This window comes from Novipirellula herctigrandis, assembly GCA_007859835.1.
In the GTDB taxonomy this organism is placed as follows: Bacteria; Planctomycetota; Planctomycetia; order Pirellulales; family Pirellulaceae; genus Novipirellula_A; species Novipirellula_A herctigrandis.
Window position 1 is genome coordinate 895971 of the sequence record SJPJ01000001.1, and the last position, 23426, is coordinate 919396.

Annotated in this window: 15 protein-coding genes and 1 tRNA gene; 13 read left to right on the forward strand and 3 right to left on the reverse strand. The window is 52.3% G+C overall.

All coding sequences use genetic code 11. The features are described from left to right. The 12 genes from CA13_RS34575 to CA13_RS03060 form a co-directional block, all read left to right on the forward strand. A partial coding sequence (locus tag CA13_RS34575) for a hypothetical protein (protein WP_419193872.1) occupies positions 1-763 on the forward strand: 763 nt, incomplete at its 5' end. A gap of 17 nt (positions 764-780) precedes the next feature. Next, complete coding sequence (locus CA13_RS03010; RefSeq protein ID WP_146394539.1) at positions 781-1503, forward strand: SGNH/GDSL hydrolase family protein; 723 nt, start codon at positions 781-783, stop codon at positions 1501-1503. A gap of 242 nt (positions 1504-1745) precedes the next feature. Further along, positions 1746-2918, forward strand: coding sequence for an alginate lyase family protein (locus CA13_RS03015; protein ID WP_146394540.1), 1173 nt, complete (start codon positions 1746-1748; stop codon positions 2916-2918). 346 nt (positions 2919-3264) lie between these two features. After that, positions 3265-4767: an arylsulfatase gene (locus CA13_RS03020; RefSeq protein ID WP_146394541.1), complete on the forward strand. Its 1503-nt coding sequence runs from the start codon at positions 3265-3267 to the stop codon at positions 4765-4767. A 99-nt stretch (positions 4768-4866) separates the two neighbouring features. After that, positions 4867-8631 (forward strand): right-handed parallel beta-helix repeat-containing protein, encoded by a 3765-nt coding sequence (locus tag CA13_RS03025; RefSeq protein ID WP_419193873.1) that lies wholly within the window; start codon positions 4867-4869, stop codon positions 8629-8631. Between the two features lie 181 nt (positions 8632-8812). After that, positions 8813-10693, forward strand: coding sequence for a dienelactone hydrolase family protein (locus CA13_RS03030; RefSeq protein ID WP_146394543.1), 1881 nt, complete (start codon positions 8813-8815; stop codon positions 10691-10693). A 429-nt stretch (positions 10694-11122) separates the two neighbouring features. Then, positions 11123-12364, forward strand: a complete 1242-nt coding sequence (locus CA13_RS03035; RefSeq protein WP_146394544.1) for a tagaturonate epimerase family protein — start codon at positions 11123-11125, stop codon at positions 12362-12364. 12 nt (positions 12365-12376) lie between these two features. Further along, entirely contained in the window at positions 12377-13459 is a 1083-nt protein-coding gene (locus tag CA13_RS03040; RefSeq protein ID WP_146394545.1) for a TRAP transporter substrate-binding protein, read from the forward strand. 2 nt (positions 13460-13461) lie between these two features. Further along, positions 13462-14010 carry a TRAP transporter small permease gene (locus tag CA13_RS03045; protein ID WP_146394546.1) on the forward strand — a complete coding sequence of 183 codons (549 nt, stop codon included), beginning with the start codon at positions 13462-13464 and terminating at the stop codon, positions 14008-14010. Next, complete coding sequence (locus tag CA13_RS03050) at positions 14010-15302, forward strand: TRAP transporter large permease (RefSeq protein WP_146394547.1); 1293 nt, start codon at positions 14010-14012, stop codon at positions 15300-15302. The genes CA13_RS03045 and CA13_RS03050 overlap by 1 nt, the downstream gene beginning before the upstream one ends. A 7-nt stretch (positions 15303-15309) precedes the next feature. Continuing rightward, positions 15310-16722 (forward strand): glucuronate isomerase, encoded by a 1413-nt coding sequence (gene uxaC, locus CA13_RS03055; RefSeq protein ID WP_146394548.1) that lies wholly within the window; start codon positions 15310-15312, stop codon positions 16720-16722. A 250-nt stretch (positions 16723-16972) separates the two neighbouring features. Further along, on the forward strand, positions 16973-18616 hold the full coding sequence (locus CA13_RS03060) for a rhamnogalacturonan acetylesterase (protein WP_146403344.1): 1644 nt from the start codon (positions 16973-16975) through the stop codon (positions 18614-18616). A gap of 76 nt (positions 18617-18692) precedes the next feature. Here the strand turns inward: CA13_RS03060 and CA13_RS03065 are convergent. From CA13_RS03065 to CA13_RS03075, 3 genes are all read right to left on the reverse strand, one after another. Then, a tRNA-Gly gene (locus CA13_RS03065) sits at positions 18693-18765 on the reverse strand. A gap of 92 nt (positions 18766-18857) precedes the next feature. Next, positions 18858-19859, reverse strand: coding sequence for a S1C family serine protease (locus CA13_RS03070; protein WP_146403346.1), 1002 nt, complete (start codon positions 19857-19859; stop codon positions 18858-18860). Between the two features lie 591 nt (positions 19860-20450). Then, on the reverse strand, positions 20451-20864 hold the full coding sequence (locus CA13_RS03075; RefSeq protein ID WP_146394549.1) for a TraR/DksA family transcriptional regulator: 414 nt from the start codon (positions 20862-20864) through the stop codon (positions 20451-20453). Positions 20865-21510: 646 nt separating this feature from the next. Here CA13_RS03075 and CA13_RS34580 point away from each other — a divergent pair. Beyond that, positions 21511-23426, forward strand: a 1916-nt coding sequence (locus tag CA13_RS34580; protein ID WP_419193874.1) for an FHA domain-containing protein, incomplete at its 3' end; no start/stop codon positions are given.

Below are 23426 nucleotides of genomic sequence, written 5' to 3' on the forward strand. Positions count from 1 at the left end.
CTCGATCAGCGGCGTCTCGATGGGGACGGTCAACGGACTCAATGCTGGATTGGCCGTGCAGTACGGCGCTAACGATGTGACTGCAAGGGTTTCGATCATGGGCGATGCCGATTTCTCCGATTCGGTTGGCAATGCCGATATCGGAGCGGTCTTTGGGTCGTATCAATCGACGACGGACGCCGATTGGACGATCGGCGATTTTGATGGGGACTTAGACGTCGACAACGCCGACATCGGAGTGGTATTTGGCAACTTCGGCGCCACTCTACCGCCACAAAATGCACTCATCAGCTCTGCTGCCGCTTCCTTGCTAAGTTCGGACTTGGCAGATTTGATTTACAACCCGCGGACCGGCGCGGTCATGCTCGATGGCAGCGAAGCGGACGGCGGTCGAATCACGAACTTTGTGCTTGAAAGCGACGACATGTTCATCAATACCGGGGCACTGAGCAATCCGTTTGATGGATTCTTCTTCACCGCCAATGCAGGTGAGATTTCTGCCAGTGATCCGTTGGCGACCGGGCTAGCCTCGATTGATTTTGGATCGATCTTGGCACCCAATCTGACGTACGCCGAACTGGTTGGCCTGTTTGAAAGATCGACTTATGTGGGAGAGTTGGGCACAGGGGTCCAGAGCTTTGACTTCGTCGTCACCGCGGTTCCCGAACCGACAACTTCGGTGTTCCTGTTGGCTGCAATGGGGCTACGATTGATGCTGCGACGCCGCAAGTCTCCTGCCAATTCCTTCCCTGTAGCAGAATAGATCCAGACAGAGAAAACATGACATCACGACGATTCACGACTTTTGCAATTTTCGCTGCTTGGCTATTGGTGCCCAACGGATGGAGTTCAGCTGAAGAAGCCACAAGTTCAACAGCTAAATCAGCCCCTCTCAGAATAGTATGCTTCGGTGACAGCATCACCAAGCGAGGCTATCCGGCGATCTTAGCGGAGATACTTGGTGTCGAAGCGATCAACGCCGGCGTGGCTGGACATACGTCTGCCCAAGGGCTGCACCGAATGCAAACCGATGTCTTAAACAAAAAGCCCGATGTGGTGGTCATCTTTTTTGGTACGAACGATTTACGTGTCGATGCCGAAAAATGCGTGCCGGTCGTGAAATACAAAGAGAACTTGGAAACCATGATCGACGCCTGTCGAAAGCAACAGGCTGACGTCGTGCTTTGTACGCTACCACCGATTGATCCGAACAAGTATTTCCTGCGTCATCAGCGAGAATCGTTCGATGCCGTCGGTGGACTTCCACATTTAATCACGCAATATCAAAAAACGGCGATTCAGGTTGCGGCCGAGCATGACGTCGCGTTAGTTGACCTTCAAAAAGTCCTTAAGCAGGATCCGAATTGGATCAGCCACGACGGCGTGCATCCCAATAAAGAAGGATGTGAACTTATCGCCAAACAGATCGCCCAAGCTGTTGCATCGTTGCCACAAATTGGTGCTCTAATTGATAAAGCAAGCGACTTAGAAAAAGCCAACTAGCAAGAAATTCATCTGTAGACCGAAGCGTACAACTACACCCATCGCCCCTATATCGAAGATCCTTTCCATTCTATGTCTCGCCACTCCAATCGCCGTTCGCGTTGGCGCATGCCTCAGCGTAGCGGACCATCGAAACAAGAAACGATAGCCCCCTAACATCCGTCACAGTAAAGACGCATTAAACATAGCGTGGTTTCGACACACCTTTCAATTTCGAGTTCTGTCGAGTCACCACAGGTAACATGATGAACAATAGAAACAAATCACGAATAACGATTCTTTGTGCTCAATTGACCGCGTTTCTGTTTTGGACGGTGCCGTCAATCCTCGTTGCCGTTGAGCTAAAGACACGGGCTCCCGAAGAATTTGTCCATCCCGGCATCGCGCACACCCAAGCCAGTATCAACTTTGTCAAACGACAATTGGACACAAACCAACAACCTTGGAAAGAAGCATGGGAACAATTGAATGCGTCTGAATTGGCATGTTTGGATTGGAGGCCCACGCCCCTCGCACACGTCCAGCGGGGGCCAAGCAACCATCCCAATATCGGTGCTTCCGATTTCGCAAGAGACGGGTCGGCGGCCTACACGCATGCTCTAAAATGGGCGTTGTCTGGCAAACAAGCCCACGCGGAAAAGGCTGCGGAGATTATTGACGCTTGGTCGCAAACACTTCGCAGTGTCAGCAACCATGATGCGAGATTATTGATTGGGATGATTGGCCATCAATTCTGCAACGCCGCCGAGCTGCTTAGCCATAATTGGGATGGTTGGCCCGAGGAAAACCAGGAACAATTTCGATCGATGTTACGGAAAGTTTGGTACCCGATCATCAAGGATTTCTATCCATCGGCCAATGGCAACTGGGATGCCTCGATGCTGCAAACGATGATTGCCATGGGAGTCGTTTTGGATGATCGCGAAATATTTGATCGCGCAGTCAATTATTTCCAAAATGGCGAAGGCAATGGAGCCATTTGCAATTACTTCAACGAGTTTGGTGAATGCCAAGAAACGGGACGAGATCAGGTCCACACACAAATGGGGCTAGAGTATCTGGCTAACACATGCGAAACGGCGTGGAACCAAGGAATCGATCTTTACGGTGCTCTCGACAACCGACTGCTTGTAGGTTTTGAATACACCGCCAAGTACAATCTTGGCTTTGACGTACCTTACGAAGCGTACAAAAGTTTCGAAGGACGCTATCACTATAAATCCATCTCGAACAATAGTCGTGGTCGGCTGCGACCAATGTACGAAAAAGTTTACAACCACTATCACAACCGCAAAGGATTGGATGCCCCGTACACGGAACAGGCTGTGTCCAAGATTCGGCCCGAGTCTGGTGGCCGATCGTCGTTGCCCTGGGGCACGCTAATGTTTGCCAAGCATCCACCCAATTTACAGTGAGCGAAATTTTTTACTCGCAGGACCTGCGAATTTGTTTCGTTTCCGATTTCTGTTCCGAGGCGTTCACACCAGCCTTGGGTTAGATTCAATACCACCGTTGCTTATGTCAAAGATCAATCCACGATTCCATTGTTGATATGCCGAAAGCCGCATTCAACCTACCTCGCTCCTGAGATCAATGACATGAACTCGGATCCGGGCGAGCCAACGACCTTTCCCAATCGCTCCCCGAAGTCATCACCGTACTGTTGAGTCATTTCGAATCCGATATCAAAAACGGTCGCAGCACCAATGGTGTGCCGGCTAAAAACGATTTCACACACATCATTATCTGAAAAGGACAAGAATGAGATCGCTGATTCAGTTCCATCATGGTCATGTTTATTGCACAGCACCGGCATTGTTACTTGGAGTGATCCTTGGAGCGTTTAACGCTGCCGCCCAAGCGGAAGCCCCACCCAACATTATTTTGGTGATGACGGACGATCAAGGCTACGGTGACCTTAGCTGTCACGGACACCCGTTTCTCAAAACGCCCAACATCGACAAGCTTTACGGCGAAAGTACTCGTTTCACTGATTTTCACGTCAGCCCCACATGCTCGCCGACGAGGGCTGCGCTGATGTCCGGGAAAGCTCCCTTCAATGTCGGCGTGACTCATACCGTTGTCGAACGTGAACGCTTGGCTCTGAGCGCAACGACGATCGCCGAGGTATTGAAATCGGCAGGCTACACCACAGGAATTTTTGGTAAATGGCACTTGGGTGACGCCGATCCCTACCAACCGGATCGCCGTGGCTTTGACGAGACATTTATTCATGGCGCCGGCGGGATCGGCCAAGCACATGCGGGCGATCAAAGCGATGCTCCGGGGACAAACTATTTCGATCCCATTATCAAACACAACGGTCGTTTCGAGCAAACCCATGGTTATTGCACCGACGTCTTCTTCCAACAAGCACTCGGTTGGATCAAAGCCAAGGGAACGGGTGCTGAGAAAAAGCAGCCCTTCTTTGCCTACATTTCAACCAACGCAGCTCACTCGCCTTATCGTGTCGACCCGAAATATTCTGATTTGTTCAAAGACAAATGTGACAAGAAGCCCGCCGCTTTTCTAGGCATGATTGTCAACATAGACGAGAACATGGGACTGCTCATGGAAAAGATGGATCAATGGAATCTGACGGACAATACATTGTTGATTTTCATGACCGACAACGGTAGCGCCGCAGGTTCAAGAATCCACAACGCGGGAATGAGGGGCGGCAAAGGGACGGTGGACGAAGGGGGAACTCGGGTTCCATTGTTCATGCGACTGCCAGGCACCACAAAATCAAATGTCGAAATTGATCATTTAACACGTCACTTCGACTTGTTCCCAACGCTTGCCGAAATCGCCGGGGCCACGATTCCCGGTGACCTAAATCTTGATGGCCGCAGCCTCGTGCCCTTAATCAAGGATGCAAACGCGCCCTGGATAGAACGAAATACGTTCTTCCATGTCGGTCGTTGGGCAAAAGCGGGCGCACCAGAGCGATTCAGTCAGGGGGACCCGAATCCCGACCATTCCAAATACAACGGTTTTGCAGTGCGAAATGAGAAGTGGCGATTGATAAACAAGCGTCTTTACAACATCGAGCAAGATTTGGGCGAAACAACCGATCTCGCGAGTGAGTATCCCGAGGTCGTTGAAATGTTGCGTTCTAACTTTGATGCTTGGTGGGATGACGTACGTCCCATGATGGTCAACGAAGATGCTTCCTTAGATGTGCCAAAGTCTTTCCAAGAGCAGTTCGAAAAACAAAAGCAAACCGATGGAATTCCAGATTGGGTTGCACCTAGTTTGTAAGACAAGCAGCCCCCCCCAGGGAGCGTGATAGCCAATCAATCTCCTGGAAGGCTTCAAATATCACCGATTACTTCGAATCACTGACCAATGAAAAAATGCATGAGATCGTTTCCTATTTTTCTGTTTCTGGCACTGCTATGTTCCAATCATGCGAGTGCTGCGGAGTTGTTCGTCAGTCCAACCGGAAGTGACGAAGCTTCGGGGGCCAAATCCTCACCCGTCGCAACGCTTACAAGAGCCAAGTCGCTTGCACGCCAATTTGCGGGAAAGGAAACGGTTACCGTTCATGTCGCAGATGGAATCTATTACTTGCCTGACACGTTAGTGTTTGATCCGGAAGACTCGGGAACCGCAGAACATCCTATCGCTTATGCCGCACAGAACGAAGGCGGCGCGGTACTGAGCGGCGGAAGCAAATTGGACCTAACCTGGAAACCGTATCGCAATGGTATCTTCATGGCGAGGACGCCCTCTGGATTGGTCGTTGATCAACTGTTTGTAGATGGACAGAATCAACGGATGGCCCGTTACCCGAACTATGACGCCAGCAAAAAAACCGAAGCCTATCAAGGTTACGCCTCCGACGCGTTTTCCAAACAGAGAGCGGCACGGTGGGCCAACCCGACCGGCGGTTACATACACGCGATGCACCGTTCGCGTTGGGGGGGCTATCATTACCGGATCACGGGCACCGAATCCAATGGCGAAGTGACGTTCGAAGGTGGCTGGCAAAACAATCGTCAAATGGGAATGCACCCCGACTTTCGAATGGTGGAAAACATCTTCGAAGAACTCGATGCACCGGGAGAATGGTTTCACGATTCAAGTACCAATACGCTTTTCTACATGCCTCAACCGGACACGGACCTGAGTACGGCGAACGTGGAAGTCGTTCGACTGAGCCACTTGATCCAAATCGATGGATCGGTCAACACACCGGTCAAGCACGTTACGTTGCAAGGCTTCGTTATCCGTCATGCCGCTCGCACCTTTATGGACTGCAAAGAGCCACTGCTGCGAAGCGATTGGGCTATCTATCGTGGTGGCGCAATCATGCTCACGGGGACCGAAGATGTCCAAATTCTCGATACCGAGTTTGACCAGGTTGGTGGCAACGCGATCTTCGTCAACCATTACAACCGCCGTGTGTTGATAAAGGGTTGTCATATTCACGACGCCGGGGCCAGCGGAGTGTGTTTCGTTGGCGACCCCAACGCAGTGCGTGATCCGCTGTTTCAATATGCCCAGAAGAACGACCTAGCGACGATTGACCGTACTCCCGGGCCAAAAACGGAAAATTATCCTTCTCAATGCACCGTCAAAGACTGTTTGATTCACGGCATCGGCCGAGTTGAACGTCAACCCGCCGGTGTGCTGATCGAAATGGCGTCGAAAATTTCGGTCTGCGATTGTTCGGTCTACGATTGCGCCCGCTCCGGTATCAATATTGGCGACGGCTGTTGGGGTGGCCACCTTATTGAACGCTGTGATGTTTTCGACACCGTTCTAGAAACGCATGACCACGGTTCGTTTAACTCGTGGGGAAGGGATCGCTATTGGCGTCGCGATCATCTGGAGGCTTCACAAAAAGCAGTCGACGCCGATCCTGGATTGCCTTTCCTCGATGCCATGCACACGACAGTGATCCGCGATAGCCGTTGGCGCTGCGATCACGGTTGGGATATCGATTTGGATGACGGATCAAGCAACTACGACATCTATAACAACCTACTGCTTCATGGTGGATTGAAATTTCGCGAGGGATTCCGCCGCCGCGCGTGGAACAATATCGCAGTCAACAATGGTTTCCATCCACACGTCTGGTTCAACAACAGCCTAGACGAAGTGTTCTCTAATATTTTCATGGCGGCCCACCGAGGCGCCAGAATGCCCAGCGAGATCGCCAAAGGAAAGCGGATCGACGGCAATCTGTACTTCGGTATCAGCGCCGAGCAAAAGGATCGTTACGCGAATTTGGGTTGGGATGTCAATTCGATCATCGCCGATCCCATGTTCATCAATCCGTCGGCCGGTGATTTTCGCGTCCAAGAGGGATCCCCCGCCTTGGCGATCGGCTTCAAAAATTTCCCGATGGATCAGTTCGGCGTAAAAAAACCATCACTCAAATCAATCGCCGCAACGCCAGTCATCCCTGCGCTGAACGAGGAACTTGAGCAAGATCCGTTAAAAGCCAACGCGCTGAACATCGCATCGCATGATCGCTACTGGCTTGGAGCCAAACTACACTCGCTCCAAGGTGATGAGTTTTCTGCCTATGGCATCAGCAAAGAATCGGGCGGTGTAGCGCTGACCGAAGTTCCCAGCACATCCGAAGCCGCCAAGGCCGGTTTAAAAAGCGGCGATCTTGTTCAAGTGATTAACGGTCATCCCGTATCAGACATGCGCAGGTTCTTCCAAACCCTATCCACCGTCGGTTCAGCGCCGCTCGAACTCAATGTGGTCCGAAACCAACAACCGATGGATCTCGCTCTTGAAGAACACTCGTACGTCGTGATCGAATCAGCATCCGATGCGGACGAGTTTAAAAGTTTGCGTCTGCCAACCATTCCATGCGGGAAGGTCGCTGCTAACCAGAGCACCAACAACGATTCGCTAAGCTCGCTTCTTAACGGTGAACTCGCCAACCGTTATGGCCCCGTATTTGGCAACGGGGTTCGCAATGGGGCCTACCGAGTGGATCTGGGCAAATCAAAACCTATCGCGGCCATCACCAGTTGGTCGTTTGCAAAGGGGGCACGCGGCGCACAGAAAGTGACATTATATGGAAGCAACTCCGTCAGTGACCCCGGTTGGGATCCGGCCGATTACACACCCCTTGGCAACGTTGACACAACAGTCACCAATGATTCAAACCGGGCAACGAAGCCCGAATACACGGCAGCCTCGCTACGAGCTGCCGCCGGTCGATCACTAGGACAGTTCCGCTGGATCCTTTGGAGCGTCTCACCGGTGACATCCGTCGCGGGCGGAGAGAACACCGCCTTTCAGGAACTGTCGGTCGAGATTTCTTCAAGTGCAACACCGCTGGGTCAGAAACCCGGTCCAATCCAAGACAACGCGTTTCCAGGAAAGAAGAACGATTTCAAAGGCTTTGATCATTACCAATTTTCCTCTGACGGCGTTCCTATCGAAGTGGTCTGCCCCAAGAAACCCGCACCGGGGAATCCTTGGATATGGAGAGGGATGTTCTGGGGGGCCCACTTCAATCCAGCAACGGAGTTGACGATTTTCGCCGATCTGAAAATGTTGGATGCTGGCTATTACATCGTCAAGGCGCCAGGCGACTCGTTGGGGCATCCATCGGGAAGTGATCTCATGGATGTCGCCTACAATTTGCTAACTGATACGTATGGGTTCTCAAAGAAACCGGCGATGGTAGCAGTGAGCCGTGAATGCTTGTCCGTGTATCGTTGGGCCTCGGCGAATCCAGAAAAAGTCAGCTGTATCTATGCCGACAACGGTGTTTGCGCACTGAAAAGTTGGCCTGGTGGCAAACTTGTTCCCAGCAGCGATTCCAAAGCAATGGGTAGCGCCCAGCAGTGGCGGTCGGCAAAGAAAAAGTATGGTTTCCACTCCGATGAAGAAGCATTGGCTTACAAACAGAACCCCATTGATTTACTAGGACCTCTGGCTCAGGCAGGCATTCCTCTGTTGCACGTTTGCGGCTCGGCAGATGATGTGGTTCCCTACGAGGAAAACCACGCCATCATGAAAAGGCGTTACGAACAACTCGGCGGATCGATTGAAGTGATTGTTGAAAACGGCAAAGGTCACCATCCTCATGGACTAAAAGACCCGGCTCCCATCATTGACTTCTTCCTCCAACACGCGTCTAAGTCGTAAACCTAAGCGTCGGGCAATAAGCACGAAGCCTCAAAACGCTGAGTCCTATCCCTGTAACGTACCCCTAAAGCATTTTTTTATTTCGTAGGCTAGGTAAAAACGGGCCTACAAAAACAAAAAATGAAATGCGTTGCGAACACGATCAACACTATTATTTTCTATCGAGCGTTCTGTATTTGTGATGAGTCAAAGAGTGAACTTGTTCGTATTGAGTCTTCTCGCTGTTGTCCAAGCATCCTTTGCACAAGACACACTACCGACATTGAAGGACGGGCATGCCCCTCAAACGCATGCCGAACTTTGGGCGGGTTTTGACCCGCGGTCCGATCCGCTCGATGTCGAAGTCCTGAAGGAGTGGGAAGAAGACGGTGTGGTAATGAAGGTGCTTCGCTACCGCATCGGAAATTTCAAGGGCCAAAAAGCGATGATGGCTGCCGTGTATGGTTTTCCTAAGGGCGAAAAAGACCTGCCGGGCCTCGTTCAAATTCACGGAGGTGGACAGTATGCCGACTACAGGGCTCCATTGACCAATGCGAAGCGCGGCTATGCCACAATCTCAATCTCCTGGGCTGGCCGAATCAATGCACCTGGCTACAAAGTCACCCCCGCCGAAGTGAAACTATTCTGGGACGGAAAAATAGATAACGAAGCCTATCGAGTAACAACCGATTGGGGCGCACTGGATGGCTATCATGCACCGTGTCGGAATCCAAAAAACAACTTTTTCAAAATAGAACCAGCCCCTTGGACGCTGGATTCCGTCGATTCACCACGCAATAATCCGTGGTTTCTATGCACCATCGGGGCGCAGCGGGCGTTGACGTTTTTGGAGCAGCAGTCCGAAGTGGATGCGGCGAGGCTTGGCGTTTACGGCCACTCGATGGGCGGCAAGTTAACGGTTCAAACGGCCGGGTCGGATTTGCGAGTCAAGGCTGCGGTTCCATCCTGTGGCGGGATCAGTGATCGCACGCGAGGTGACGAACTCTACCGCGCCACCATCAACGATGATCTGGCGCTAAAAAACATCAAATGCCCAATCTTGTTTCAAAGCCCAGCAAACGATTTCCATGGTCGCATTGACGACTTGCAAAAAGCCGTCACCGAAATCAAGAGCTCCGATTGGCGTGTCACCTGCTCGCCGCATCACAACCACCAAGACACAGCCAACTACGAAGTCGCTAGCCAACTTTGGTTTGACCAACAACTCAAAGGAACCTTCACTTTTCCCAAAACGCCCCAGCTCAACGTCGATTTAGACACGAAGGACCGGGTTCCTCATGTGTCAGTTATTGCCGATAGTTCTAAACCAGTTTTGAACGTCGATATTTACTATACCGGACACGGCCAAATGGACGGCCTAGTGGACGATATGGAAAACACAAAGAACCGATTTTGGCGACACTCCAAAGCCAAGAAACAGGGAGACCGCTGGGTCGCGAGCCTGCCGTTAACGAGCATCGATCAACCACTCTGGGTCTACGCAAACGCGACCTATTCGCTTGATGAACCCGTCACTTATGCGGGATACTACTATGCAGTCCATTCATCTGCTGAATTCAACCTTTCATCGCTCATGTTCATGGCCACGTCCAAGGAGCTCAAATCAGCCGGGGTACAACCAACGATAGAACCTTCACCGATGATCGAAACCTTTGAGGGCGATTGGGAGAAGGAATGGTTTACCTACAAACCCGACACTTGGGGCCGCAAAACACACAAGGTCTACGATGATTGTTGGAACGCACCCGCCGATGCCAAACTTGCTGTGGAAGTACGTGCGACGCAGGCCAACAAGATCGTACTAGGAATCGACCGACATGCAGCGCAAATCGATCTCGCCGGTGGTTCCCAGTGGCAACCGATCGTTCTCTCACCAGCCGATTTCCATGACGCCCAGGGCGCGGCATTGACAGATTGGAACGGGATCATGGAATTTCGGATAGACGCGATCGAAACGCTCAACGACAGCGTCAACGGAGCAAACGTTCGCGTGAACCTAGGAGCTCCGTGGCAAGGTCCGGACCCAGACTTCCGAAATCTGCGATGGATATCATTGCAATAGGGAATCGCCAACCACCCAACCGCAGAGAAACGATACCCAATCGGAAAAATGGCGAACACCAATCTCGATAAGAACACAATTGGCGTCTCCATTTCCTTCGTCAGAACTCAGGCATAGGAGCCAACTTTTCGCGTGAGCCGTCGAAGGGTTTGGCTTCGTTCGGTAGAAACATTCCGACCGGTCCAAATTCAAAGAAGATGACACCTGAGAAACGATTTCCTGTATGATGTTCACGTTTTCCGACAAACGAGAAATTTGTGGCTTGCTCGACGAGGGGCCGGATCCTAGCGACCCTGCTTGGAATTCCGATGAAGCCCACCCGGTACGAACCGGTACCACGCTTCGCTACCGCATCGTATTTCGACCTTCAATTCCCGCCCTATCCAAGCTACTTATTCCTAAAATTTTAATAAAAGGCTCCTGTTACTTATGTTAAAACTCAATCGATTCACGCTTGGGGTCGGCGACCGTTTCGCGCATCAGGCGAAGGCACAATTGAATGCCTTCGTGGCGGCTGCCGAACGAGGCGCCGAGATTGTGCCGGTGTGGAACAAATCCAACCGCGAGCACACCATTATCGGATCGCAGCCCGATAGTGTTTTGGCCGCCGCCGAAGTGGCGGTCAAGGCATTGAACTGGTCCCGGCCTTATCATGTCGATGCGGACCATATTGGGCTCCAAACCGTAGACCGTTTCATGGATGCCTCGGATTTCTTCACCATCGACGTGGCGGACTTCATCGGCAAGCCCGCGTCTGCGGAATCGATCGACGCCTTTGTCGAACGACACCCCGAACTGTGCGGCGAAATTGAGGTCGCTGGCATCGATCGGCCGCTAACCGGTTCCAAGGCCGAAGTGAGGCGAGTGGCCAAACAGTTTCTACTTGCCGTCCAAGAGGCGGGCAAGGTGCATCGACACATCGCGGCGGCCAAGGGCGACTTCGTCCCAGAGATCTCGATGGACGAGACCGACAGCCCGCAAACTCCGCCAGAGCTGCTGATCATCTTAGCAGCGATCGCGGACGAGCAGATCCCTATCCAAACGATTGCACCGAAGTTCACGGGTCGGTTCAATAAGGGCGTTGACTACGTCGGGGACGTTGCACAATTCGAACGTGAGTTCAACGACGATATCTGTGTGATCGCTCATGCGGTCAAGCAATACGGATTGCCGGACAACTTGAAGCTTAGCGTTCATTCCGGCAGCGATAAATTTTCGTTGTATGGTCCCATCCGCCGCGCACTGAAACAGCACAACGCGGGACTGCACCTCAAAACGGCTGGCACGACTTGGTTAGAGGAAGTCATTGGGCTAGCCGAAGCAGGCGGCACGGGGCTCGAGTTGGCCAAGGAAATTTACGCCGAAGCATTGGCTCACATCGATGAATTGTGCGCACCCTACGCGACGGTCATTGACATTGATCGGGCGAAATTACCAACCGCCGATGCGGTGAATGGCTGGAGCAGTGAGCAGTTCGTTCGTGCACTTCGGCACAACCAGGCCGACGAACAATTCAATCCGCACTTGCGGCAGTTGCTTCATGTCGGCTTCAAGGTCGCGGCCAAGATGGGCCAACGATATTTAAGTCAATTGGAAGCATGCGAGGAATCGATCTCTCGCAATGTCACTTCCAATCTGCTCGATCGCCACATTCAGCCACTGTTTCTGTAAAGGTCATCACGGATGGGTAAATCTATCTCCGTCTTCTTAGCCGGATTGATACTCGGCGTGCTATTGGCGACGGCCGGGTTTTCGATGGTACTTCGTCGATCGTCTAGGTCGGGCGCGTCCCGCTCCGGTGTGGCGGAATCCGGTGCGTCCGGTTCGGGTGCCTCCGGACTTGCCGCTCAGCAGAGTCGCGTGTTGAAGCTCGCACATTCGCTTGACCCCTCGCACCCAGTGCACCTTGGCATGTTACACATGAAGGAGCGGTTGGAAGCGATCTCTAGCGGTTCAATGTCGATTGAAATTTATCCCAGCGCCGTTCTTGGTGGTGAGGTGGAATGCATCGAACAACTGCAAAATGGCGTGCTCGCAATGACCAAAACTTCCACCGGACCGATGGAAGCGTTTGTGCCGCAGATGCAAGTTTTCGGGTTGCCGTACCTGTTTGTTGACGGAGACCATTTTTGGAAATTCGCCGACAGCGAACTCGGCAAAGGATTGCTGCACAAAGGTTCGGAACGAAACATGTATGGGCTGTGTTACTACGATGCCGGCAGTCGCAATTTTTATACAAAGGGCCGACAAATCAAGGCACCAGAGGATTTAAAGGGCCTCAAAATCCGCGTCATGAATAGTCCCATGGCAATCAAAATGGTCGAGATGATGGGTGCCTCGCCCACGCCAATCTCTTGGGGCGAACTCTATTCCGCCTTGGCCCAAGGGACCGTGGATGGCGCCGAAAACAACCTGCCGAGCTTCTATTCCAACAAGCACTACGAACCCTGTCAATTTTTCAGTCTGGATGGCCACGTCGTGCTTCCCGACATGCTGCTGATCGGCACGCCCATTTGGAATCAACTTAGCGATCAGGAAAAGTCGTGGTTGCAACAAGCAGCCGACGAATCCAGTCGCTTCCAACGCGAACTATGGGCCACAATGAGTAGCGAAGCACTTGAGGCAATCAAAGAGTTGGGGGTCGAAGTTTATCAACCGGACAAGCAACCTTTCATGGACAAGGTGGCACCGATGTATGAACAATTCCAAGGAACTGAGATTGGCGATTTGGTCCAACAAATCCGTGCGATGGAGCCTTTGGATTGACAATGGAATCTGACAATGCGAATCAACGAACTCGGTTTCTCGCGATCCTGACGCGGTTGCTCGAATTGACGCTCATTTTGGCGATGGGCTTTTTGGTGATCGATGTACTATGGGGCGTGTTTTCCCGGATGCTCGCCAGCTGGGGAATGCTGGCGAGACAAAGCAGTTGGACCGAGGAGCTTGCACGCTACCTGATGATTTGGGTGGGACTATTGGGTGCCTCGCTCGCCTTTGAAAGCCGGTCGCACTTGGGCGTGGATTATTTCGTCGGCAAGTTCCATCCCGCTGGCCGCAAAATCCTCAAACTCGGCGCTCTATTGGTTGTGCTGTTGTTCGCGATCGGAGTGCTATTGATTGGCGGTTGGCAGTTGGTCAGCCGCACGTTGGCATTGAAACAGGACACACCAGCACTTGGTATCCCCAAGGGTTGGGTCTATTTGGCGGTCCCGATCAGCGGCGTTTTCACCTCCCTTTTTACACTTGGTCACATGTGGGATGTGCTGTGTGATCGAGACGAGTTGCCACAACCGCGTGAAGAAGGAATGGATTGATGTCAGCGGTAGTTTGGTTATTAGTGATTGGCTTTGGGTTGCTACTATTGATGGATGTCCCCATCGCGGTGGCGATTGCGATTGCGACGTTTTTGTGCATCTTTGCCAGCGGGGGTGACGCGACGTACACCGTTGCTCTGAAGATGGCCAATGGCATCGACAGCTTCACGCTGCTGGCCATTCCATTTTTCATTCTGTCGGGACTGCTGATGGGTCAGGGGGGAATCGCGCGGCGTTTGATCGACTTTGCCGCAGCCTGCGTTGGTCGATTCCCAGGAGGTTTGGCTTACGTCAATACGTTGACGTGCATGCTATTCGGATCGATTTCGGGATCGGCAGCAGCGGCGGTTTCCTCGGTCGGCGGGTTCATGATTCCGGAGATGAACCGCAAGGGATATCCTCGCGATTTCAACGTGGCATTGACGGTAACATCCGCCACGACCGGATTGATCATCCCGCCTAGCAATATCATGATCGTCTATGCGGTGGCCGCTGGCGGCGTGTCGATCGTGGGGCTGTTTCTAGCAGGGATTGTCCCGGGAATTTTGGTCGGACTGTGCTTGATGAGCGTTTGTTTTTTTTGGGCCAAAGGTCGCAAGCTCGAACGGGAACCAGCCGTCAGTTGGAGTGAATTGCTCAGTTCCTTTGTGCGGGCGGTGCCCAGCCTGTTATTGGTGATTGTCGTGATTGGCGGAATTTTGGGAGGCATTTTCACCGCGACCGAAGCAGCAGCCATCGCGGTGGCGTACGCCTTTGTATTGGCAGTGCTCGTCTATCGCGAAGTCAAACTGGCCGACTTGCCTGCCATCCTGCTCAAAGGAGCCGTCACCACTTCGGTGGTGATGTTATTGATTGGTGCCAGTTCAGGAATGTCATGGTTGCTGACGACACAAAATGTTCCGCAACAAGTTAGCACATCGTTGTTGGCAATGTCGGACAACCCATTTGTGATTCTGCTGGCGATTAATCTGTTGCTGTTGGCTGTGGGGACGTTCATGGATATGACCCCAGCGGTGCTGATCTTCACGCCCATCTTTTTGCCGGTGGTGGTCGAGTTAGGAATGGACCCGCTGCAATTCGGCATCGTGATGATCACCAATCTTTGCGTCGGCTTGTGTACGCCTCCTGTGGGCACGTGTTTGTTTCTAGGGTGTGGCGTGGGCAAGACCACCATCGCGAAGGTCACGCCATCGCTGCTGCCCTTTTTTTTCGCAATGATAGTAGCCCTACTACTGATCACTTATTTGCCGGGGCTGTCACTTTGGATTCCGTCTTTATTTGGAAAAGGTTGATTGGACGATGATGAGCAAAGCATTCATTCACGAAGATTTCCTGCTAGAAACCAAGGCGTCCCGTCGACTGTTCCATGATTATGCAATCGATGAGCCGATCCTGGACTACCATTGTCATTTGCCGCCCAAGGAGGTAGCTGAAAATAGGCAATTCCGAAACCTCTTCGAGATCTGGCTCGAAGGAGACCATTACAAGTGGCGAGCGATGCGGGCGGGCGGTGTCGAAGAGCGACTCTGCACCGGTGATGCTGAACCGTATGACAAATTCCTAGCTTGGGCTCGGACAGTACCACAAACATTGTGCAACCCCCTCTACCACTGGACGCACCTGGAGCTTAAGCGATACTTCGGCGTCGATGTGTTATTGAATGAACAAACCGCTCCTGCGGTGTGGGCTCAGGCCAACGAGCAACTTGCCTCACCAGAGTTTTCCGCGCATGGCATCCTCAATCGTTTCCAGGTCAAAGTTGTCGGTACCACGGACGATCCAACGGACGACTTGACGCATCACCAGACGATCGCAAAGTCAGGGCTGGGCACACGCGTGGTCCCCACCTTCCGCCCGGACAAGGCCTACAACGTACATCAACCGCAGGTTTGGAATGAATGGGTGAAAGCCTTGGAACAAGCTTCCGGCGTCAGTATTTCGAACCTTGTTCAGTTCCTCGACGCACTCAAAAAACGCCACGACTTCTTTCACGAAATGGGCGGCCGTCTGTCCGATCATGGAATGGAGAAGTGCTTCGCAAACTTCCCGAGTGACGCAGACGCCGCAGCGATCTTTGACAAGGCCCGCGCGGGGAAAGCAGCGACGGCCGATGAAATGGAAAAGTTCGCAAGCCATGTCATGCTTTCGATAGGCCGTTGGAATGCTGAAAAAAATTGGACCATGCAAATGCATCTCGGAGTCCGGCGCAACAACAACACGCGTTTGTTCAAGAAAGTCGGTCCGGATACCGGATTCGATTCGATTGCGGACACTCCACAGATAACGCCGCTGGCGAATTTCTTAGATCGGCTCGATCAGGAAAACTCGCTTCCCAAGACTATCCTCTATAACCTCAACCCGGCCGACAACTACGCGTTCGCAACAATGGTCGGGAACTTCCAAGACGGAACGATTCCGGGCAAGATTCAGCTTGGCTCGGGCTGGTGGTTCTTGGATCAAAAGGAGGCGATGCAGTGGCAAATCCGAGCCTTATCGAACCTAGGACTGCTTTCGCGGTTCGTCGGGATGCTCACCGATTCGCGTTCGTTCATGTCCTATCCGCGACATGAATACTTCCGTCGCGTGCTGTGCAATCTGCTGGGCCGCGACATGGAAACGGGTGAATTGCCCAACGACTTTGATTTGGTGGGCGGCATGGTTCGTAATATTTGCTATTCCAACGCGAAGCAGTTCATGGGATTCACCGACTAAGCAGCGTCAACAATGAAAACATCTGGTAGCGTACGACTTACTTAAGAGATTTCGATACATACGAACGCGATAGACCAGTGTTCCAAAGTCATCCTAGGCGCCCATTGCTTCGGGATCGCGCGCATCGATAGGCAGTCCTGCTGTATCTCGGCTTTTGGATCCTTCGCAACCTTCAACCAACCATCTCAACAGGCAGCCGGTTAAAGTAAGAAACGGGATGCTGAGAATGAACCAAGTCAACCTAAGTCCTATGATTCGACGACTGACGCGCCGTGGTTTATTCCACATGGCAAGCCAAGTGCTCTTGCTTGCTCTTCTTCTGCATGCAGGCAATCTGAAAGCCGAACTGCGTCCCTTGCCTGAACCTGAAAAGCCGTCGCTTCCAAGCCTCATCCTGATTGGCGATTCCACAGTACGCAACGGCGATGGCTCAGGCGGCAATGGCCAATGGGGTTGGGGTGAGCCATTGAGGGATTTGTTCGATTCATCGAAGCTCAATGTCGTCAATTGTGCTGTGGGTGGTTTGAGTAGTCGAACCTATTTGACAAATGGATATTGGGAGAGAACCAAGGCACACCTTAAGCCCGGCGATTTTTTGATCATGCAATTTGGTCACAATGATGCGTCTGCGATTAACGATGACCAACGAGCACGCGGCACCATCCGTGGCAGCGGTGACGAAGCGGAAGAAATCGTCAACCAATTGACTGGCAAACCAGAAACGGTCCACACGTATGGTTGGTATTTGCGAAGGTATATCCAAGACGCGCAAGCGAAAGGTGCCAACCCGATTGTCTGCTCGCCAGTGCCACGCAAGTCGTGGAATGGCGACTCGGTGAATCGTGCAACAACCTCTTACTCCGCATGGGCACGTCAAACAGCCGAATCGGAGGGTGTGCCGTACATCGATCTGAATGACATCATCGCTGAGCATTACGAATCCATTGGACAAACCAAAGTCGAGGCGTTGTTTGCGGATAAGCACACCCATACCTCGCTGCGTGGCGCTCAACTAAACGCAGAATGTTTGGTCGCGGGCCTTCTGGCTCTGAAAAACGGTGATCTGGTGAGGCACCTTTCACAGGCAGGACAAAGCATCGATGCGGCGAAGGCGGTGCAAGTAATCACTCCCGATCCGCGCCCGATACTGGATGACTCCTCCGTCTTGGACAAAATGCCGCTCCGCGAAGCGATCCCAACATTTTATATCATGGGCGACTCAACCGTTCGCAATGGCTATCGGGACGGAGTCGGCTGGGGTGAAGTGATTGGCAGATACTTCAGTGCAGAGAAACTGAATGTCGTCAATCGGGCGATCGGAGGCCGCAGCACAAGAACCTATATGCGAGAAAAGCGATGGGAGGATATTTTCAACCAACTGAGACCAGGCGATTTTGTGATCATGCAATTCGGTCACAACGACGGTGGACGTGTTGGAGACATTCGATTCAAGCGGCGTCCCGCACTGGCGGGAACCGGTGACGACGCACAAGAGGTCACGCTCGATGATGGTAGCGTTGAAGTGGTCCATACATATGGATGGTACCTGAAGCAAATTTGCACCGGAGTAAAAGAGAAACAGGCAGTGCCAATCATTTGCTCTCCGATACCACACAAGAACAATTGGCATGAAGGGCACTTCGAGCCTGACTTCGCAGAACATCGAGCATGGTGCCGCCAGGTTGCCGAAGCGACCGGGGCATACTTCATTGACTTGACGACAATCATTGGGGATCGCTACCAACAATTCGGCGAGGTAAAAGTGAACACGCTATTCGCCGACGCTCGAACCCATACGAACGCCGAAGGGGCCAAAGTCAATGCCGAGTGCGTCATCGCTGGGCTCAAGCTCCTTCCGACTCAGCCACTCGATCCATTCTTGCGGTCGGAATAGCAGATCAAATCGTAGGGCACCGGTTCAAGAGCGAAAAACCTATTCGCATTCAAGGTTTTTGCAATGTCTTCACAAAAGCGGGCGAAGGGATTCGAACCCTCGACAAACAGCTTGGGAAGCTGTCACTCTGCCAACTGAGTTACGCCCGCGTTTTCGATACTTACCGCCGTATGTTATCTTAACCTCTACGACTAGAACTTACCAAATTGCGGAAAGAACATGGATTTTTGCTGCCGTTCGACTACTTGGTGTTGGTCAACACTACCTCGGTCCGGTAACGCTTTCCGTCGCGGTAAATGATCATCGGAATCCTTTGGCTCAGACTCGTTAAACCGACCTGCGCAACCAAATGATCATCGTTATCGACCGGCTGTCCGTTGAACTCGACAATGATGTCCCCACGCTGCAAATGAGCGACTTCGGCGGGCGAACCCGGGCGGACATTCTTGACCAGCGCCCCGCCCTTGGCTGTATAGCCAGCAGCAGCCAAATCGGCAACGGAGAAGGCTGGGTCGAGTGTCACACCCAAATAGCCTCGCCGAAGTTGGCCATAATTTACTAATTGCTTGGCAACGTCCATCGCCATATTCATTGGAATTGCAAAGCCGATCCCTTCGCTACCGCCACTGCTACTTGCAATCGCCGTATTCAACGCAACCACTTCGCCTCGCAAATTCAACAATGGTCCGCCACTATTGCCGGGATTGATTGCTGCATCGGTTTGGAAAAAATCTTGCATCTCAATCCGCTGCTCACCGAGCGACAAATCACGCCGCCCCTTCGCACTGAGAATCCCAAACGTCACGGAGTGGCTCAGCCCGAATGGGCTACCAATTGCGATAACGAAGTCACCGATTTCAGTTTGGTCACTATTGCCCAACCGTGCCGCGGGCAAATCAAGCGACGCGATTTTCATCACTGCCACGTCCGTGCTGGGGTCTGCCAAAACCCGAACAGGATGGAATTCGTGGCCATCGCTTGTTCGTAGCAGGATCTGTTTCGGATCGGCTCCGACAATCACGTGTCGATTGGTCATCACCCAATTTTCGTTGTTGATCCTCAGCACCACCCCCGCGCCCGCTTCGTCATACGACTCATTCTTCTCGGTCTTGTGGGCTTCGATATGAATCACACTTGGCTTGACCAGCGTCGACACGCGACGAACCAAGTTGCCCAGCCGGTCAAACATTGAAAATTCTTCGGCCAACTCGTTAAACAAACGCTCTCGCTGAGCATCGACCATTGCTGGACCGGTTTCATCCAAAACTGGACGTCGTACGCTAACGCTTCGCGAATCGGGATCCTTCGTCGGATGCCCAATGACCACCGGGGATTGCCCCGCTGCGAATGATGTCGATCCGAGCAACATCGCAAGGGCCAGCGAAGCACGACGTAGTCGCGTGGATAAGCGTTGCGTGCTTGGCCGTCCGATAACCGAACGACTCAACGCACGACGTCGGTAACTTTCTAGGCTTTGATCCATGGCGTCGCTGGAAGGGGCTGTTTGGAAGTGGGGAGGTAACATAAACATGACCGTCGTTTGGGTGGAGGACGACGACGGCGTGATTGTATGCATCGGCCACGAGCGAAGACCACCTTTGCGACTTTGTGCTTTGCTAGCCTTTCACGGCCCATCTGGAACAATTGGCATTTGCGGCGCAATAAAAAACGGCCGGACATTTAACCAGCCGCTGAACGTAGAATCGCTAATAACCAACTCAAATAGCCACACAAGCGATACAAAGAGACTCACCGGATAAACTTGAAGCGGTGAATCGTCTCACAAGCTTTTCCAGAAACGCTCATTGAAACGCAGCACTCGGCGGAAAGCCCACTACATCGAATCGACTTCGACATCTTCAAAGACACGATTCCAAGTAACCTTGCCATGCGATCCATTAGACATTTCCGATTTGCGGCGGCAAGCGATGCAATCGGTCGCATACGGGATCGCTCGAAGTCGAGTCAGCGGGATCGGTTTTCCGCAGCCTTCGCAGTCACCGTACTCGCCTTGATCCATCGCTGTCAGAGCATCTTCAATCGCTGTCAGCTCACGGCTTTCGACCTCAAGCAATTGGCTATTGAGCTCATCTTGGACCGTATCGGCCGCAGCGTCGAGCACGTCGCCCGTTTTGGTCTGATGCAGCTCCTGCAAAAGGCTTAAGTCACCCGCCAGAGCCCGCCTCAGTGCATTGCGGCGGTGAAGCAAAGTTTCCCGCAGTTTCAAAATCGCATCTTTTCTAGCCATGGCTTGTACCTCTTACACGTTCGAGTCGAACTAAATCACGTTGTTGTTTCTACGCTCTAAAATCTGTCCAAAGTGAAAGCAAATGAGATCGCACCAGGAATTGAATAGAGTCGTAACGTATGCCACAGCGGCAGTCAACGGCTTATGCGGTTACCTTAGACGCATTTTGCGTTCCACAAGACACCGTTGACGGTTGCATTTGATACACCAAAATCCAATGACGGGCAATCACAGGGTTCGATCCAATCATAGAAACCAGAACTCCGGTGTCTGCACCCGCAAGATGAAATCCATGCAAATTTCGTCAAATGTGGCAAAAAAACTCGCGATTAACAGGCCTCTAACGGCTAATGAGCCTCCCAAAAGTTTCCCTTCCCCAGCCGGACATTTGCGGAATTGCACTCTTGCCTCGTCAACTAGAAAGCCACAAACCACTCCGTGGAGGGGTTCCAGCCGGTCAAATCGGCACAGCTCTTCCAAATTGTCTAACCCGAGCACGTTCCGGTGTCCGAAGAAGAGAACGTGCAACTAGACACATACGAGTGTCAATGCGCGCACGAATGCCAGCAAACGAGTGAGCCTTAGCCACACTAGATAGTGGCGACGCTGGATAGTTTGGATCTTCAAAATTCGAGGGACACCGACGGTGAATACGGATCACACGAACAACACAGCTCCCTTCCAAACCGATACCTATGAATTAGGTGCATTTGTCAGCGATCAATCGGGACTCACCGACAATGGACTCGACGGAACCGAGTCTGGCTATCCATCAGCGTCGCATCAGACTTCATTCACCGATTCAAATCGGGGACAAACTAACCCGGCCGATCCCATTGCGATTGAATTTCGAGTCACTCACCCTGGATCACCCGTTCGCCGTTTACGTTTGACTGGAAATCGCTACACGTTCGGCAGTGGTAGTGGTTGTTCGATCCAGCTAGCCGATTCAAGCCTACGGCCAATACATGCCGTCCTGATTCGCGACTCCAACCGAATACTTGTTCGAGCCTATTCGGTACCGATCGAAATCAACTCGACACGACAAACTGAATCAACCTTGAAGATCGGTGACTTGCTACGTCTGGGCAATTACTCATTCGAGCTTCTCACCGCACCCGCATTCGCAAAATCACCTTTATTCACCACGCCCCCAGCGGGAAGCGTCGTCGAACACTACTCGCAGGAACCGATCGATCTCTTTTCGCCACCGCTTGCAAACCAAGCAGCCGAAAAGCTAATCGGGATGGTCGAAGTGGAACCACAACCACACCTCAGAACCCAAGTTGCCCCACAACCGGACCAGCAATGGCGTGAACAATTGCGTCACGAAGTTGAATTGTGGAGAAAGCGTCAAGAAGAGGTCGATCGCCGTGAATCACGATGCAGCGACCGCGAATCCCAATTACACCAACGCGAAAGTCAACTTTGGAGTCGCTCCGAAAAGCTTCAAGAACGTGAAGCAGGACTATTCTCGAAAGAGTCGTCAATCTCATCGCTGCAAAACGAATGCACTCGCAAGTCTGCCGAAGTCGAGAGGATGCACGCAGAAAACTTGACACGCGAACAACTCTTCGATAAGCGTGAGCAAGAGTTCGAAACACTCGAGGTTAGCTACCGAAATCAGGTCGAAGAAGCATCGCAACAATTGCACCAGTCGCAAGAGCAAGCTCGCACGGCGACCGAAGCAATCACCAAGATGCGTGAACAGTTCACTGAACTGCAAACTCAACTCGAAAACCTCTCGGCCAACCAAGAATCGCTGCTAAACCAGGAAGCGAATAACCGCATTGAGCATCATCGCATTCAAGCGGAGCTTGAACGGTCACGAGACGACGCACTCGACGCACAAGCCGAAAGCGAAGCGAAACGCCATGCTGCCGAAGCAAGGTTGGCCGAAGTCGAGGCCGAGTTCGAACAGATCAAACAGCAACGCGAACAGGAACAACGCATTGCTTCGGAGAGCGGGGAAATAGCCGAGCAATTGCGTCAGCAGATTGAACAGTTGCAGGACATGGTCCGCAGCGCAAGCGATGAGTCATCTCAACTGCGGGAAAACTACAGCGAAGCTCGTGATTCCGTCGCTCAACTCGAGTCGATGATCCACGAGTCCGCTGCAAGTCACGACCGCGATCGTGAAAGCTGGGCTGCCGAAGCCGACGAATTGCACAGAAGTGTCCAAGAGCTATCTATCGAGTTGGCCAATGCAAACCGCGAACTGGCAGAACTTCGTGAAGCCAACCAACAACTTGCAGAGTCACTTGATCAATTCAAAGCCGATCGTGAAACGATCGAAGCCGAATTTGTCCACGCGACAGAAGATCGAAAGAAGACCCAAAAAGAACGCGATGACGCAGTTGCAAAACTTGAGTCACGTCCCACCAATGAAGCTTTCAATTCGCTGGCTACTGAATTGGGAATCGCGAACGAGCAGATCGAGCAAATTCGATTGCAGTACGAGGAGACCATCGAGGAACTGCAAACCAAGGCAGTAGAATCCACTCGCCAACAACCCGAGCTGCAACAACCCGACCTGCAACAACCCGAGCTGCAACAACCCGA